Genomic DNA, 14,500 nt, shown 5'->3' with positions numbered 1-14,500 from the left:
CCATATGGGTATCGCGTCTGACAAAAACGCCGGTCAAAACAGCAGGATTTGCATATGGGCGATGCCGTTCAGCAGTTTTTCGCGGTCAAGGCGAAGATCGACGCCGCCGAGCGCGAGGCCGGCCGCGAAGCCGGCGCCGTGACGCTGGTCGCGGTCTCCAAGACCTTTGACGCTGCCGACATCGGCCCGGTCATCGAAGCCGGCCAGCGCGTCTTCGGCGAGAACCGTGTGCAGGAGGCGCAAGGCAAATGGCCTGATCTGAAGGACGCTTTTCCTGGCATCGAACTGCATCTGATCGGCCCGCTGCAATCCAACAAGGCCAAGGAGGCTGTGGCGCTGTTCGACGTCATCGAGACGATCGATCGCGAGAAGATCGCCGCCGAACTGGCCAAGGAGATCGCCAAACAGGGCCGCGCGCCAAAACTCTATGTCCAGGTCAACACCGGCTCCGAGCCGCAGAAGGCCGGCATCGAGCCGCGCGAGGCCGTGGCTTTCGTCACCCGCTGCCGCGACGTCCATGGCCTCGCCATCGAGGGCCTGATGTGCATCCCGCCGGCCGACGAGAATCCCGGCCCGCACTTCGCGCTGTTGGAAAAGCTCGGCAAGGAAGCCAACGTCGCCAAACTTTCGATGGGCATGTCCGGCGATTATGAGACCGCGATCGCCTTCGGCGCCACCAGCGTCCGCGTCGGTTCGGCGATCTTCGGCAGCCGATAGTTCCGATGCACAGACCGGTCTCTAGTCGCTAAATTCCAACATATTCGATTGGCTGCAGGCCACCACACCTTCGTCATCCTAGGGCGGAGCGACGCGAAGCGGAGCGCAGACCCTAGGATCCATGCCGTGACGACAAGGAAAATGCAGCGGTGCAGAATTCTGTTCCGCTGCATTCTTCGGCAGATGTCGCGGCATGGATCCTCGGGTCTGCGCTGCGTCGCTGCGCTCCTTGCTCCGCCCGTGGATGACGACGAGAGAGATGTTTAGGCCAATCCCCGAGGTTTGCGATCTGCCGCCGAAAGAGGCTATAGATTCTCGCTGCCAATAGCTTCCAACCCATGTCGAGGAACTAGCGAACACATCTGTTCGAGCGGAAACCCTGCCATGCTTCAACGGCATCTGGTATATGACTAGCGAAGCCATCTAGCGAGTAGTGCCCTTGAACTGGCATCTTAAGGACGCGAAGAACAATCTGGCGAAACTCGTACGGCAGGCGCGGGAACAAGGGCCACAAACCATCACGGTGCGCGGAAAGCCAACTGCTGTCGTACTCTCCCCCGAGGACTACGACCGACTGGTCGGCGCAACACCTTCGCTTGCGGAATATCTTCTCTCAGGTCCCGTGTGGGATGACGACTTCGTCGAGGAGGTCAATCGCCGCCCGAAGACGAAGATCCGAGTTATAGACTTATAATCCGCATACTCATGCGAACCTCGTTCGGTGAATGCAGCGGGCGCTTTTCTGATGGCGGCATTAGATGCGGTGAGGGGTTATAGGCCAACTCGGCGGGCTCGTTGAGCCAGCAATTGGAAACGAAACGTACCGTTCCTATTTGCTTTGCGTCATCACAAACTCTCTGGAGCCGCCACCATGCGCTACAACCAGCTTGGAAATACGGGGATGTTCGTCTCCGAACTGTGCCTCGGCACCATGACCTTCGGCGCCGCCGGTCAGAATGCCCAATGGGGCCTGATCGCCAGCCTCGACCAGAAGGGTGTCAACGAGATCGTTGCCCATTCGCTCGCCGCCGGCGTGAATTTCTTCGATACGGCCGACGTCTACTCCTTTGGCGAATCCGAACGGCTGCTCGGCCAGTCGCTCAGGGATCTCGGTGTGAACAGGCAGAACGTGGTCATCGCCACCAAGGCGCATGGCGCCATGGGCGAAGGCTCCAACCAGCGCGGCTCGTCACGCGGCCACATCATGGACTCGGTCGATGCCAGCTTAGAGCGGCTGCAGCTCGACCATATCGATCTTTACCAGCTGCACGGCACCGACACCGTGACGCCGATCGACGAAACGCTGCGGGCGCTCGACGATCTCGTTGCCAGCGGCAAGGTTCGCTATGTCGGCGTCTCCAACTGGGCGGCATGGCGCATCGCCAAGGCGCTCGGCATCGCCGAGCGCAAGGGCTTTGCCCGTTTCGAGACCGTCCAGTCCTATTATTCGATCGCCGGCCGCGACCTCGAGCGCGAGATCGTGCCGCTGCTCAACGAAGAGAAGCTCGGCCTGATGGTGTGGTCGCCGATGGCCGGTGGCCTGCTCTCCGGCAAGTACGGCCCCGGCGCGCCCGGCAATGGCGAAGGCCGCCGCGCGTCCTTCAACTTCCCGCCGGTCAACGAAGACCGCGCCTGGGCCGCGGTGGCCGTCATGCGCGAAATCGCCAAAAAGCATGATGTCAGCGTCGCCACGGTGGCGCTCGGCTATGTCCTGGCCAAGCCCTTCGTGATGAGCGTCATCATCGGCGCCAGCCGCATGGAGCAGCTGGAGCAGAACCTTGCCGCGACTGAAGTGAAGCTCGACACCGACGATCTGCTTCGTCTCGACGAGGTCAGCGCCCTGCCGTCCGAATATCCCGGCTGGATGCTGGAGCGCCAGGCAGTGGGCCGCCGCCCGGCGCCGTTCACGCCGAAAGCATAAATACAGCCCACGCTGACATCCCGGGAGCCGTGGCTCCGGAGATGTCAGCTCAGCCGGACGCTCTCTCCGAGAAAATCGAGAAAGGCACGCACCCGCGCCGGCAGATGCCGGCCCTGGCCGACATAGACGGCGTGGGTCGGCTCCTCGTCGCCCGGATTGAATGCCTCCAGCAGCGACACCAGCCGGCCGGCCGCCATGTCTTCCGCCACATGCCAGCGCGCCAGCCGGGCGATGCCTGCGCCCGCCAGCGCCATCAGCCGCATCGCCTCACCATCGCTGACCAGCGTGTTGCCGGTGATGGGAACCATGATGGCGCGGCCGTCCGCGTCGAGGAACGGCCAGCCATCGAGATGCCTGACGAAGCCGAAGCCCATGCGGTTATTCCTGTCGAGATCGGCTGGCGTCAGCGGCGTGCCCTGCGTTTCGAGGTAGGAAGGTGCTGCAACGACCACCACAGGGCTTTGCCCCAGCTTGCGCGCCACCAGCCGTGACTCACTCAGCGGCCCGGCACGGATAGCGACATCGGCGCGTTCCGCCATCAGGTCGATGACGCTGTCGGTCAGCACCAGATCGACCGAAATCTCGGGGTAGCGTTCGAGGAAGCGTGGCAGAAGCGGGATCAGCCGGTGTACCCCGAAGGGCACGTAGCTGTTGACGCGCAACCGTCCGCGCGGTGAAGCACCCGCCGCCGCCTCCTGCTCGGCCGCCGCCATGTCGGCGAGGATGCGCAGGCCGCTCTCGTAGAACGCGGTACCTTCCGGCGTCAGTTGCAGCTTTCGCGTCGAGCGGCTGACCAGCCGCGCGCCAAGCCGGGCCTCCAGCCGCGCGATCAGCTTGCTCACCGCCGACGGTGTCATGCGCAACGCGCGTGCCGCGGAGGAAAAACTGCCTTCCTCGACGACGCGCACGAACACTTCGATCTCGCCGGAGCGATTGATATCGGGCCTGGCCATTTGTGAATCTATTTCACAGAAAATGTGCCCAAGGCAAGTCTGGTTCACAATGCAGGGAAGCACGATCTCAGGGGTCGGGGCGCGGGACGGCGCTCTTCGCCATCGAAGTGGAAACCGCCATGCCTCTTGCTCTTTACGCGCTTGCCGCCGGTGCCTTCGGCATCGGCGTCACCGAATTCGTCATCATGGGTCTGCTGCTCGATGTCAGCAAGGATCTCGGCGTTTCGATCACGGCCGCCGGCCAGCTCATTTCGGGCTATGCGCTCGGCGTCGTCATCGGCGCGCCCCTGCTGACCATCGCCACCGGCAACTGGCCACGCAAGACCGTGCTTCTGGCACTGATGGCGATCTTCACGCTTGGCAATCTCGCCTGTGCGCTGGCCCCCGATTACTGGACGCTGATGGGCGCCCGCATTATCACCGCCTTCGCCCACGGCACATTCTTTGGCGTCGGCTCTGTCGTCGCCACCGGGCTGGTCGCACCCAACAGACAAGCCTCGGCGATCGCGCTGATGTTCACCGGTCTGACCATCGCCAACATCCTCGGCGTGCCCTTCGGCACCTGGCTCGGCCAGGCCTTCGGCTGGCGAGCGACCTTCTGGGCGGTGACATTGGTCGGCGTGGCGGCCTTCGCCGTCATCCTGGCTCTGGTGCCACGCAGCCGGACGGCGCCCGAAAAGAGCGATCTGCGCGCCGATCTCGCCGTGCTGCGCCGCACGCCCGTCCTGCTCGGCCTCGCCACCACGGTGCTCGGCTATGCCGGCGTCTTCGCCGTCTTCACCTATATCGCACCACTGCTGACCGAGATCAGCGGCTTCAAGGAAGCGGCCGTGTCGCCGATCCTGCTCGTCTTCGGCGGCGGTCTCATCGCCGGCAATTTGCTTGGCGGCAAGGTCGCCGACCGCTGGCTGGTGCCGGCCGTGCTGGGCAGTCTCGTGGTGCTGGCCCTGGTGCTCGCCACCATGAGCTTCGCCATCCACAGCCAGGTCATGGCCGTCATCTATGTCGGCCTGCTCGGTGCCGCCGCCTTCGCCACAGTGGCGCCGCTGCAGATGTGGGTGCTGGACAAGGCGCAAGGTGCCGGCCAGAGCCTCGCCTCGTCCTTCAACATCGCCGCCTTCAATCTCGGCAATGCGGCAGGCGCCTGGCTTGGTGGTGCGGTGATTGCCCATGGCCTTGGCCTGGGCTCCCTTACCTGGGTCGCCGCCCTGCTGCCGCTCGCGGCACTCGGTGTGGCGGGGCTGGCGCTGCGTCTCGATCGCACCGCCACGCTCGGCGAGCCTGCCTCCATCCGGTCGTGACCGTCCTCTGCAAACCCGCTTCCCACACCCTTCATTCCACAGGAGTAAAAAGATGGACTACCGACGTCTCGGTGCATCGGGCCTGAAAGTGCCCGCACTCTCATTCGGCGCGGGAACCTTTGGCGGCTCCGGCCCGCTGTTCGGCGCCTGGGGCAACAGCGACGCCAGGGAGGCGCGGCGGCTGATCGACATTTGCCTGGAGGCCGGCGTCAATTTGTTCGACACCGCCGACGTCTATTCGAACGGCGCCTCGGAAGAGGTGCTTGGCGAAGCCATAAAAGGCCGCCGCGATGCCGTCCTGATATCGACCAAGACCGCGCTGCCGATGGGCGACGGACCGGCTGACTATGGCTCTTCCCGGTCGCGGTTGATCAAGTCGGTGGACGCCGCGCTGAAGCGCCTCGGCACTGACTATATCGACCTGTTGCAACTGCACGCTTTCGATGCCGGGACGCCGATCGAGGAGGTCTTGTCGACGCTGGACGAACTCGTGCGCGCCGGCAAACTGCGCTATGTCGGCGTCTCCAATTTCTCCGGCTGGCAAGTGATGAAGTCGCTGGCGCAAGCCGACAAGCACGGTTATCCGCGCTATGTCGCGCACCAGGTCTACTACTCGCTGGTCGGCCGCGACTACGAATGGGAGCTGATGCCGCTCGGCCTCGACCAGGGCGTTGGCGCGCTCGTGTGGAGCCCGCTTGGCTGGGGCCGCCTGACCGGCAAGATCCGCCGTGGCCAGCCCTTGCCGGAAAAGAGCCGGCTGCACGACACGGCAAGCTTCGGACCGCCGGTCGAGGACGAGCATCTCTATCGGGTGATGGATGCGCTCGATGCGGTGGCGCAGGAAACCGGCAAGACCGTGCCGCAGATCGCCATCAACTGGCTCCTGCAGCGCCCGACCGTGTCGTCGGTCATCATTGGCGCCCGCAACGAGGAACAGCTTCGCCAGAACCTCGGCGCCGTCGGCTGGACCTTGACGCCGGAGCAGATCGGGAAACTCGACGCCGCAAGCGAAGTCACCGCGCCCTACCCGTACTTCCCGTATCGGCGGCAGGAAGGCTTTGCCCGGCTGAACCCGCCGGCTGTTTGATTAAGTCACAGTCTTACGTTCCGGGGCCGCCATAGAGACATTTGGGGGTAGCCGAAGCCCCTCAACTTCGTCATCCACGGGCGGAGCAGCCGCGAAGCGGCGTCGCGAAGACCCGAGGATCCATGCCGCGACCTTGGCCGTAAAGTGCAGCGGAGCAGAATTCTGCACCGTTGTGACGCTTCGGAGTCCCGGCATGGATCCTCGGGTCTGCGCCGCGTCGCTTCGCTCCTTGCTTCGCCCGTGGATGACGACGCGATAGGCGTTTGCGCCAACCACTAATGGTCGACAAAATGCCTGCCTACTGCTCTCAGTGCAGCACGAACTCCCCATCCACCTTGCGCCACTCATTCGGCGCGATCAGCTTCTGGTGGGTGTAGCTGATCGAATGCAGCGGCCCGTCCAGCTTGGCCTTCCAGAATTCGATGAACTTGATCAGCACCGGAAACTTCGGCGCCAGATCGTAGTCCTGCCAGATGAAGCTCTGCAGCAGATGCGGGTGATCGGGAAAGTGATAGAGAATCTTGGCCGTGGTCAAGCCATAGCCTTTGAGCATCAGGTCCATTTCGGCATGGTCGCGCATTACGGTCCCCAGGTTGATTCGCCTGTCCTCCCATGGCTGATTGTGCGCGCCGCTGATTAATCGTCTATTGATTTTTTCTTCATCTGAACCGGCTTTAGCATGCGAAAACATGCAGTTAGCAGCGCACTTGGCCGAGTGCTGACAGCCTCGGGGAAGCCCCCTGCGGCATCCCGCCGCGCGAATCCAACGTCTAATGTTGCCGTAACGGCGGAACTGGTAATAATGCCGCCGAATTCGCGGCCCTGTCGCCGCGATCCCGCCGGCATTTCAAGCCGGCGATTGGTTCGGGAGGAAAGTCAGGAATGTCCGAGGTTCATGTCCATCGCGTCCAGCCGGCGTGGAAGAAAAACGCGCTGATCGACAATGACACCTACCTGAAATGGTATGCCGACAGCGTCAAGAACCCGGACAAATTCTGGGGCAAGCACGGCAAGCGCATCGACTGGTTCAAGCCCTTCAGCAAGGTCAAGAACACCTCCTTCGACGGCAAGGTCTCGATCAAATGGTTCGAGGACGGACTGACCAACGTTTCCTACAACTGCATCGACCGGCACCTGAAGAAGCGCGGCAACCAGACCGCCATTATCTGGGAAGGCGACAATCCCTACGATGACAAGAAGGTCACCTATAACGAGCTCTACGAGCATGTCTGCCGGCTCGCCAATGTGATGAAGAAACACGGCGTCAAGAAAGGTGATCGCGTTACCATCTACATGCCGATGATCCCGGAAGCCGCCTATGCGATGCTGGCCTGCACGCGTATCGGCGCCGTCCATTCGATCGTCTTCGGCGGTTTCTCGCCGGATGCGCTGGCCGGCCGCATCGACGACTGCAAGTCGACCTTCGTCATCACGGCTGATGAAGGCCTGCGCGGCGGCAAGCCCATCCCTTTGAAGGAAAACACCGACAAGGCGATCGAGATCGCCGCGAAAGCCGGAACGAAAGTCGAAAAGGTGGTGGTCGTGCGCCGCACCGGCGGCAAGACCGGCTGGGTTTCAGGCCGCGACGTCTGGTACCACGACGAGGTCGCGACGGTGAAAGCCGAATGCAAGCCCGAGAAGATGAAGGCCGAGGACCCGCTGTTCATCCTCTACACATCGGGTTCGACCGGCAAGCCGAAGGGCGTGCTGCACACCACCGCCGGCTATCTCGTCTACGTCTCGATGACCCACCAATATGTCTTCGATTACCATGACGGCGACATCTACTGGTGCACCGCCGATGTCGGCTGGGTCACCGGCCACAGCTACATCGTCTACGGCCCGCTCGCCAACGGCGCCACCACGCTGATGTTCGAAGGCGTGCCGAATTATCCGTCGCAGTCGCGCTTCTGGGAAGTCATCGACAAGCACAAGGTCAACATCTTCTACACCGCGCCGACGGCGCTGCGCGCGCTGATGGGCGCCGGCGACGCGCATGTCGCCAAGACATCGCGCAAGTCGCTGCGCGTACTGGGTTCGGTCGGCGAACCGATCAATCCGGAAGCCTGGGAGTGGTATTTCAACATCGTCGGCAACGGCAAGGTGCCGATCGTCGACACCTGGTGGCAGACCGAGACCGGCGGCATCCTGATCACGCCGCTGCCCGGCGCCACCGACCTCAAGGCGGGATCGGCGACGCGGCCTTTCTTCGGCGTCAAGCCGCAGCTGGTCGACGGCGAGGGCAAGGTGCTGGAAGGTGCGGCCGACGGCAATCTGTGCATCACCGATTCCTGGCCGGGCCAGATGCGCACCGTCTATGGCGACCACGACCGCTTCGTGCAGACCTATTTTTCGACCTACAAGGGCAAGTATTTCACCGGTGACGGCTGCCGCCGTGACGCCGACGGCTATTACTGGATCACCGGCCGCGTCGACGACGTCATCAACGTCTCCGGCCATCGCATGGGCACGGCCGAGGTCGAATCCGCACTGGTCAGCCACGACAAGGTTTCGGAAGCCGCCGTCGTCGGCTATCCGCACGACATCAAGGGACAGGGCATCTACTGCTACGTCACGCTGATGGCCGGCGAGCAGCCGAGCGAGGAGCTGCGCAAGGAGCTGGTCGCCCATGTCCGCAAGGAGATCGGCGCCATCGCTTCGCCCGACAAGCTCCAGTTCGCGCCCGGCCTGCCGAAGACGCGTTCCGGCAAGATCATGCGCCGCATCCTGCGCAAGATTGCCGAGGACGATTTTTCAGCGCTCGGCGATACTTCGACGCTCGCCGATCCGGCCGTCGTCGATGATTTGGTCGCCAACCGGCAAAACAAGAAGAGCTGATGCAGGCAGCGCTTGGCACTGTCAGTGAGCTTTGGCGCTATCCGGCGAGTTCGCTTGCCGGCGAGCGCCGGGAGACAATCTCGGTCGACATCGAGAGCATTAAGGGCGACCGCATGTTCGGCCTTGTCGACGCGTCCGACAATGAGATCGCGCGACCGGACCGCGACCCGAAATGGCACAAGGTGCCGCGCATCCGAACCCGGCTGTCGCCGACCCTGGAACTCGAGATTGCCGTTCCCGAGGGCAACTGGCTGGCTGCGCCAAGTATCGAGAGCGACCGCGCGGTATCGGCCTATCTCGGCTTCGAGGCCTCGATCCGGCCGTTTCGTCGCGAGAATGCCGCGCCTGACTATTCCGGCCCGCTGACGGCGGAGCGTTATCGCAAGGCGCCGATCCATCTGTTGACCACGGCTTCGCTGGCGCGCCTGAAGGCATTGCATCCGGAAGGCACCCCCGATCCGCGCCGTTTTCGTCCCAACATCGTCGTCGACATGGCGGCACTCGAAGGGTCGTTTCCGGAGACGGAATGGATCGGCCGCAAGCTTGCCATCGGCGACCTGTTGCTGACCATCTCCGAACCCTGCCGCCGCTGCGGTTTCACCATCATCGCCCAGGATGGCTTCGACCATGATCCGGCGATCCTGCGCAATCTGGTTCGCCATAACGCCCACAATCTCGGCGTCTATTGCACGGTCGACCGGCCGGCGCGCGTCGAAACCGGCGACGCGATGCGCTTCCTGTAAGCTATCGATACAGATCCGCCCGCGTCGGCGGCAGGCCGCTTGGACCACGCGCGCGCTTGGTCACGACGGTCTGGAAAATCTGCGCCGAGGCGCGTTCGAAGGTGATCGAACAGCCCGTCAGGTAAAGCAACCATAGCCGTGCCTTGGCTTCGCCCACCTCGGCGATTGCCTCGTCGAACCTTTCGTGCAGCCGCTCCGCCCACAGTCTGCAGGTGCGGGCATAGTGCTCGCGCAGGTTCTCGACATCGTAGACGAGAAAACCATGCGCCTCGAGATTGCCTGTTGTCATTCCGATCGTGTCGAGTTCGCCGCCGGGGAAGATGTATTTGAGCAGCGCCTTGTACTCCGGCCCCTTGCGCAGGGTCTTCTTCATGTCGCCCTTGCTGCGCCGGGTGATGGCGTGGTGCAGATAGATGCCGCCCGGCTTCAGCAGGCGATGAATGGTCTTGAAATAGGTGGCGTGGTTGGCGAGCCCAAGATGTTCGAACATGCCGATCGACGAGATCTTGTCGAACGAGCCGGTGAGTTCGGCATAGGATTTGATCTCGATGGTGATGCGGTCCTCCAGCCCTTCGGCGCGGATGCGTTCGCGGGCAAGATCGGTCTGCGCCTGCGACAGCGAGACACCGTGGCCGATAACACCATAGTTCTTCGCGGCATGGATGAGCATCGCTCCCCAGCCACAGCCGATGTCGAGCAGTCGTTCGCCAGGCTTCAGCCGGAGCTTGCGACAGATATGGTCGAGCTTGTCGATCTGCGCCTGGTCGATGCTGTTGGCGAAATCCTTGAAGTAGCCGCAGCTGTAGACCATGCGCTCGTCGAGGAAGAGCCGGTAGAAGGCGTTCGAAATGTCGTAGTGATGCTGGATCGCCTCCTGGCTCGAACCGCTGACATAGGGATTGCGCCCCGACAGATCGGTCCGCGCCGTCATCTGCTTGCGCGCCAAAAGCACGGAAGGCAGGTCGCCCAGGATCGCCATTTTCGGCAGCGATTTGAGCTTGGTTCTGAGCTTGCCTTGCGACGGCAGGGCATAAAAGTCGAAAATCGTCCCGTCTTCGATGTTGATCGTCTTGGAAATCCACATCTCGATCAGCGTCGACAGGGACGGCCGCTTCACGATCTGCCAGACGATGTCCTGGTCGTTGATGGTGAGCACCGGACCCGTGGCGGGGCCGATCCGCTCCCCGGTCCATAGCCTGACGGCAAACCCCGGTTTCAATGTTTCGATCACCGTTCGAACGATGCGAGCGGCCTTTTCGGCTGCCTCCATGCGACTCCTCCGAATGCTGGCCCCAGGCAGAAGTTTGCCCGGCCGGCCTGGCAATCGCAAGCGGCTCGCACCAAGCCCCCCGTTGGCTAATTTCAGACCTGCACCTTGTCTTTTGCTGCAATGCACCCCATCATCAGTATGTGTTCAACAAATCGAAAGGAGGTGATCCGATGTCGAGTGATTTCGTTTTCCAGAACGTGGCCTCAGCGGATTGCACTTTCGGGAAGCAGTCTTCCCGTTAAGGCGCGAAATGCGCGGCGGGTGACCCGATAGGTCGCCGCCAAGGCCGCGCCACGGACGGAAACACGGAAGGCCGCCGGCTTCGAAAGAAGCGGCGGCCTTTTCCGTTTGCGGACTACTGGGTCAATGCGACCTTTTCGGTGTTGCGAATGATCTCCTGAAAGGCGTCGTCCAATTCGGCTCCGGTGGACACGTCGAAGAAATGCCTCTTGGCGGCGGAGGTATCCTTCGACGAACAGTCCTTCAGCACCGCCTTTGCCTGATCCCGCTCGGTTGCCGACATGTCCTTGTCGTCCAGATCGAAGCCAATGGTGAAAATCTCGATGCCATCATTTTTCATATTTTCGCACAGCGTTTCGGCGTTGCCGCGCGCAAGGTTGCCCTGGCTATTGTACCTGTCCCCAGCCCCGGCGAAGGCGGTATTGAACTGGCCATCGGTCATCAGGATCGCGACCTTGGCGATCTTCTTCGGATCGGCATCCGAGGCGCCTTTGCCGAGACCGGCGTTCCTGATTGCAGTGCGCCATTGCGGCGACAGCATATAATAGGTCCACTGAATGGCGATCGCGCCGGCCGTGTAGCCATCGGCCTGGAAGTCCTCGATCGATTCAAGCAATGCATCGGAGTCGGCGGTCAGCGGGATCACCTCCGCACCAGGGCACCTGTTCATACCTCCGCCGAGATGATCGTCCCGGTTGACCAGGGCATAGTATTTCTTGCCGTTCCTGTCGGTGCGAACAGTGCCTGGGCCGTCGGCGCTCATATCTGCGTTGCCGTTCTTGTCCTTGCGCTCGGTGGCGCAATTGTCGGGGCGTGGCATCGCCGCGCCGACAATGGAGATGTAGTCGCTGAAGGACGGCAGCAGATTTTTGCCTGTCTTGGCGACGAGAAGCGGACTGCCGGCGACGGGTGGGAGCTCAGAGCTGCCTTGCTTCTCGGCATAGATGTTTTCCGCCAGCTTGCCGGCGTTGACGCCAGATGCATAAGGCACAATCGCTACGCGGATGCGGGGGTTCTGCGGATCCTGCTTCTGCAGCATCGTCAGAACAGCATTTTTTGCAGCAGCTTTCAGATCGCCGATCTTGTCGACCTTGCCGCGCTTGGCCATCGATCCCGTTATGTCCAGCATCATCGCCACTTCGACGGTCTTGTCCGAATAGAGCGCCGTTGTGGAAGCGGTGACGCGTTTCATGTCGCCCGTGCCGAAAATCGGAAAGTACAGCGCGACATCGATATGGGCGTCGGCCTGAACCGTCTTGGCAGTCCTGTCGACGATCAACCTGTCGAGCACGATCTGGTCGGCCTGCAGAATGCCTGCTTGGCTGTTGGCGTCGAGAAAGGCCTGCACCGATGTGTCGGCATCGGCTTCGTTGGTGGCGCCGGTCGTCAGGTCGCGTGCCGTCGACGTGACCGCGGCGTCGACCACGCTCTGGAGGCTCGATCTGGCATTGTAGAGCTGCGATACGTTGACCGAGAAGCCCGCTGCCAGCGCCAAGACCGAGGCGCTAAGGCCGAACAGGACCGCGAAATTTCCACCGCGATCCCTGGCGAAGCCGCCGACCGCGTGAACAAGACCCCCGTAATTCCGCATCCTACAGCCTCCACTCGCCTCGGCCTCGTCGCCGCGGAAAGGGCAATGCAGGATTCCCGCCGGATGATGCCTTGGCCTGGCAGAGAGCTCGCCTCCCAACAGCAAGTCATTGTTTTTGTTGAATTTTGGAACCCGCAAAGGTGAACGGTTGGTAAACGGGAACGCACCGTGGCGCTCGCGTTTACCGGCCGCTTACCATGATCTGGCCCAAGGCATCGCGACGCCATCGACGGCGTCCTGTTGCGGCACAAGCTCACTGTGCCGAAGCGGACCATGTGTCCCGAAAGTTGCGCCTAGAAAGAACCTCCCTGCCACCCTGTCGCATCGGTAGGCGTCGCGATTACGCCAGCATCTGTGCGCTGACGGTCCTGTCGATGCCGTGGTAGGGCGGGTTGAACAGATTGCCTTCCTGTTCATAGGTCCACACCTTGAACAGGCTGAGCCGGTGGGGGCCGAAACTGTGCAGCAGCGGCACGTCGGTGGCGTCGCGGCCGCGGGCGATGACGATACGGCCGATTCTGGGCGTGTTGTGGCGAGGATCGAACGTGTACCATTTGCCATCGAGGAACACTTCCAGCCACGCCGAGAAGTCCATCGGCGCCGGATCGGCTGGCACGCCGATATCGCCGAGATAGCCGTTCACATAGCGTGCCGGAATATTCATGCAGCGGCAAAGCGTGATCGCCAGATGGGCGAAGTCGCGGCAAACCCCGACGCGCTCCTCATGCGCCTGAGCCGCGGTGCGGGTCGAGCGCGCATAGCCATAGCCGAACGACAGCCGGTTGTGGACATAGTCGACGATCGCCTGCACGCGCGCCCAGCCGGACGGGATGTCACCGAAGAGCTGCCAGGCCAGGCTGCTCAGATGATCCGTCTCGCAATAGCGGCTGCCCAGGAGATACCCGAGAACTTCGTCCGGCAGGTCCGCCACCGGCACTTCCCTGGCCAGCGTGTTTACCTCGTCCGTCTCGCCGCTGTCCTCGACGACCGCGTCGTACAGGATGCGAAAACCACCGGCGGGCGCTGTGAAGCGCCGGCAGGCATTGCCATGCAGATCGTGGTACAGCCTTGTCGGCACCGCGGGCGAGGTCAGCACCCGCGTCTGCCGCTTGATGTCGCCCTGCCTGTCCCGATGGATCTCGAGCACTGAAATCACCGGCGTGGCGGCTACGCATTCGATGGCGATTTCGTAGCCGAGCCGGATCAGCACCGTTGGTCCCCCTTCGATCGTTGTTGTGAGAAGCAGTCCTTCCCAAACGCCCGGAGGATATCGTGGTTCCCTGGGCCGATCGAAAAGCACGCCCCCGTGTCTTCCCCTGCCGCAGTCGAGACGTTAGGTTCGGCCACCCGACCAAGCGCCTCCCCGGACTCAAGGAAAATCATGTATTCAGGCAGAAAATTCGCGGCCTTCCTCTTCGACATGGACGGCACGCTCATCAATTCCATCGCCTCGGCGGAACGGGTGTGGAGCAATTGGGCTCTCCGCCAGGGGCTCGACGTCGCCGCCTTCCTGCCGACGATCCATGGCGTGCGCGCGATCGAGACCATCACCGGCCTGGCACTGCCGGGCGTCGACCCGGCATACGAGGCTGATCTGCTGCTGAAGGCCGAGGCGGCCGATCTCGATGGCATTATCCAGATATCAGGCGCCGTGGCATTTCTCGATTCGCTGCCGCCCGAACGCTGGGCAATCGTCACCTCCGCCCCACGTGAGCTGGCGCTGTTGCGCATGAAGGCCGCCGGCATCCCCGTCCCGGCCATCATCGTCGCGGCGGAAGATGTCTCCCGCGGCAAGCCGGCGCCCGATTGCTTCCGGCTTGGCGCGGAACGGCTCGGCTT

The 14,500-nt window shown here is 62.6% G+C and carries 13 protein-coding genes; 8 read left to right on the top strand and 5 right to left on the bottom strand.

Annotated elements, in window-relative coordinates; translation table 11 throughout:
- The first annotated feature begins 54 nt into the window (after positions 1-54).
- The 3 genes from EN964_RS08250 to EN964_RS08240 all read left to right on the top strand — a co-directional run bounded on the left by EN964_RS08250 (position 55) and on the right by EN964_RS08240 (position 2,638).
- Entirely contained in the window at positions 55-717 is a 663-nt protein-coding gene (locus EN964_RS08250; protein ID WP_127273581.1) for a YggS family pyridoxal phosphate-dependent enzyme, read from the top strand.
- A 439-nt stretch (positions 718-1,156) separates the two neighbouring features.
- Positions 1,157-1,411: a type II toxin-antitoxin system Phd/YefM family antitoxin gene (locus EN964_RS08245; protein ID WP_127268248.1), complete on the top strand. Its 255-nt coding sequence runs from the start codon at positions 1,157-1,159 to the stop codon at positions 1,409-1,411.
- Positions 1,412-1,588: 177 nt separating this feature from the next.
- Positions 1,589-2,638 (top strand): aldo/keto reductase, encoded by a 1,050-nt coding sequence (locus EN964_RS08240; protein ID WP_127268247.1) that lies wholly within the window; start codon positions 1,589-1,591, stop codon positions 2,636-2,638.
- Between the two features lie 44 nt (positions 2,639-2,682).
- Here EN964_RS08240 and EN964_RS08235 read toward each other — a convergent pair whose 3' ends face one another.
- Positions 2,683-3,591 (bottom strand): LysR substrate-binding domain-containing protein, encoded by a 909-nt coding sequence (locus tag EN964_RS08235; protein WP_127268246.1) that lies wholly within the window; start codon positions 3,589-3,591, stop codon positions 2,683-2,685.
- A gap of 119 nt (positions 3,592-3,710) precedes the next feature.
- Between EN964_RS08235 and EN964_RS08230 the strand changes: the two genes are divergently transcribed.
- Positions 3,711-4,892 carry an MFS transporter gene (locus EN964_RS08230; protein WP_127268245.1) on the top strand — a complete coding sequence of 394 codons (1,182 nt, stop codon included), beginning with the start codon at positions 3,711-3,713 and terminating at the stop codon, positions 4,890-4,892.
- A gap of 52 nt (positions 4,893-4,944) precedes the next feature.
- Entirely contained in the window at positions 4,945-5,979 is a 1,035-nt protein-coding gene (locus EN964_RS08225) for an aldo/keto reductase (RefSeq protein ID WP_127268244.1), read from the top strand.
- 307 nt (positions 5,980-6,286) lie between these two features.
- Here EN964_RS08225 and EN964_RS08220 read toward each other — a convergent pair whose 3' ends face one another.
- Entirely contained in the window at positions 6,287-6,559 is a 273-nt protein-coding gene (locus EN964_RS08220; RefSeq protein WP_013529022.1) for an usg protein, read from the bottom strand.
- A gap of 302 nt (positions 6,560-6,861) precedes the next feature.
- Between EN964_RS08220 and acs the strand changes: the two genes are divergently transcribed.
- Together acs and EN964_RS08210 are read left to right on the top strand one after the other, a co-directional pair.
- Entirely contained in the window at positions 6,862-8,817 is a 1,956-nt protein-coding gene (gene acs / locus EN964_RS08215) for an acetate--CoA ligase (RefSeq protein WP_127268243.1), read from the top strand.
- Positions 8,817-9,560 (top strand): MOSC domain-containing protein, encoded by a 744-nt coding sequence (locus EN964_RS08210; RefSeq protein ID WP_127272273.1) that lies wholly within the window; start codon positions 8,817-8,819, stop codon positions 9,558-9,560. The genes acs and EN964_RS08210 overlap by 1 nt, the downstream gene beginning before the upstream one ends.
- A gap of 1 nt (position 9,561) precedes the next feature.
- On the opposite strand, the gene EN964_RS08205 is transcribed toward EN964_RS08210, so the two are convergent.
- The 3 genes from EN964_RS08205 to EN964_RS08195 form a co-directional block, all read right to left on the bottom strand.
- The gene (locus EN964_RS08205) at positions 9,562-10,830 is read right to left on the bottom strand and encodes a cyclopropane-fatty-acyl-phospholipid synthase family protein (protein WP_127269218.1); all 1,269 of its coding nucleotides are present in this window, start codon (positions 10,828-10,830) and stop codon (positions 9,562-9,564) included.
- Between the two features lie 355 nt (positions 10,831-11,185).
- On the bottom strand, positions 11,186-12,661 hold the full coding sequence (locus EN964_RS08200) for a TadE/TadG family type IV pilus assembly protein (protein ID WP_127269219.1): 1,476 nt from the start codon (positions 12,659-12,661) through the stop codon (positions 11,186-11,188).
- Between the two features lie 340 nt (positions 12,662-13,001).
- Positions 13,002-13,871, bottom strand: a complete 870-nt coding sequence (locus tag EN964_RS08195; protein WP_127269220.1) for a transglutaminase family protein — start codon at positions 13,869-13,871, stop codon at positions 13,002-13,004.
- 171 nt (positions 13,872-14,042) lie between these two features.
- Between EN964_RS08195 and EN964_RS08190 the strand changes: the two genes are divergently transcribed.
- Positions 14,043-14,500 (top strand): HAD family hydrolase (locus tag EN964_RS08190; protein ID WP_127276293.1); only part of this gene is annotated, 458 nt, incomplete at its 3' end.

This window comes from Mesorhizobium sp. M7A.F.Ca.CA.001.10.2.1 (assembly GCF_003998575.1).
Classification (GTDB): Bacteria; Pseudomonadota; Alphaproteobacteria; order Rhizobiales; family Rhizobiaceae; genus Mesorhizobium.
This window is presented reverse-complemented; position numbering and strand designations above follow the sequence as displayed.

Bases quoted from the DNA above. Each gene is read 5' to 3' on its own strand.
- EN964_RS08250 (WP_127273581.1), top strand. From the start codon at position 55: ATGGGCGATGCCGTTCAGCAGTTTTTCGCGGTCAAGGCGAAGATCGAC.
- EN964_RS08240 (WP_127268247.1), top strand. From the start codon at position 1,589: ATGCGCTACAACCAGCTTGGAAATACGGGGATGTTCGTCTCCGAACTG.
- EN964_RS08235 (WP_127268246.1), bottom strand. From the start codon at position 3,591: ATGGCCAGGCCCGATATCAATCGCTCCGGCGAGATCGAAGTGTTCGTG.
- EN964_RS08230 (WP_127268245.1), top strand. From the start codon at position 3,711: ATGCCTCTTGCTCTTTACGCGCTTGCCGCCGGTGCCTTCGGCATCGGC.
- EN964_RS08225 (WP_127268244.1), top strand. From the start codon at position 4,945: ATGGACTACCGACGTCTCGGTGCATCGGGCCTGAAAGTGCCCGCACTC.
- EN964_RS08220 (WP_013529022.1), bottom strand. From the start codon at position 6,559: ATGCGCGACCATGCCGAAATGGACCTGATGCTCAAAGGCTATGGCTTG.
- acs (WP_127268243.1), top strand. From the start codon at position 6,862: ATGTCCGAGGTTCATGTCCATCGCGTCCAGCCGGCGTGGAAGAAAAAC.
- EN964_RS08210 (WP_127272273.1), top strand. From the start codon at position 8,817: ATGCAGGCAGCGCTTGGCACTGTCAGTGAGCTTTGGCGCTATCCGGCG.
- EN964_RS08205 (WP_127269218.1), bottom strand. From the start codon at position 10,830: ATGGAGGCAGCCGAAAAGGCCGCTCGCATCGTTCGAACGGTGATCGAA.
- EN964_RS08200 (WP_127269219.1), bottom strand. From the start codon at position 12,661: ATGCGGAATTACGGGGGTCTTGTTCACGCGGTCGGCGGCTTCGCCAGG.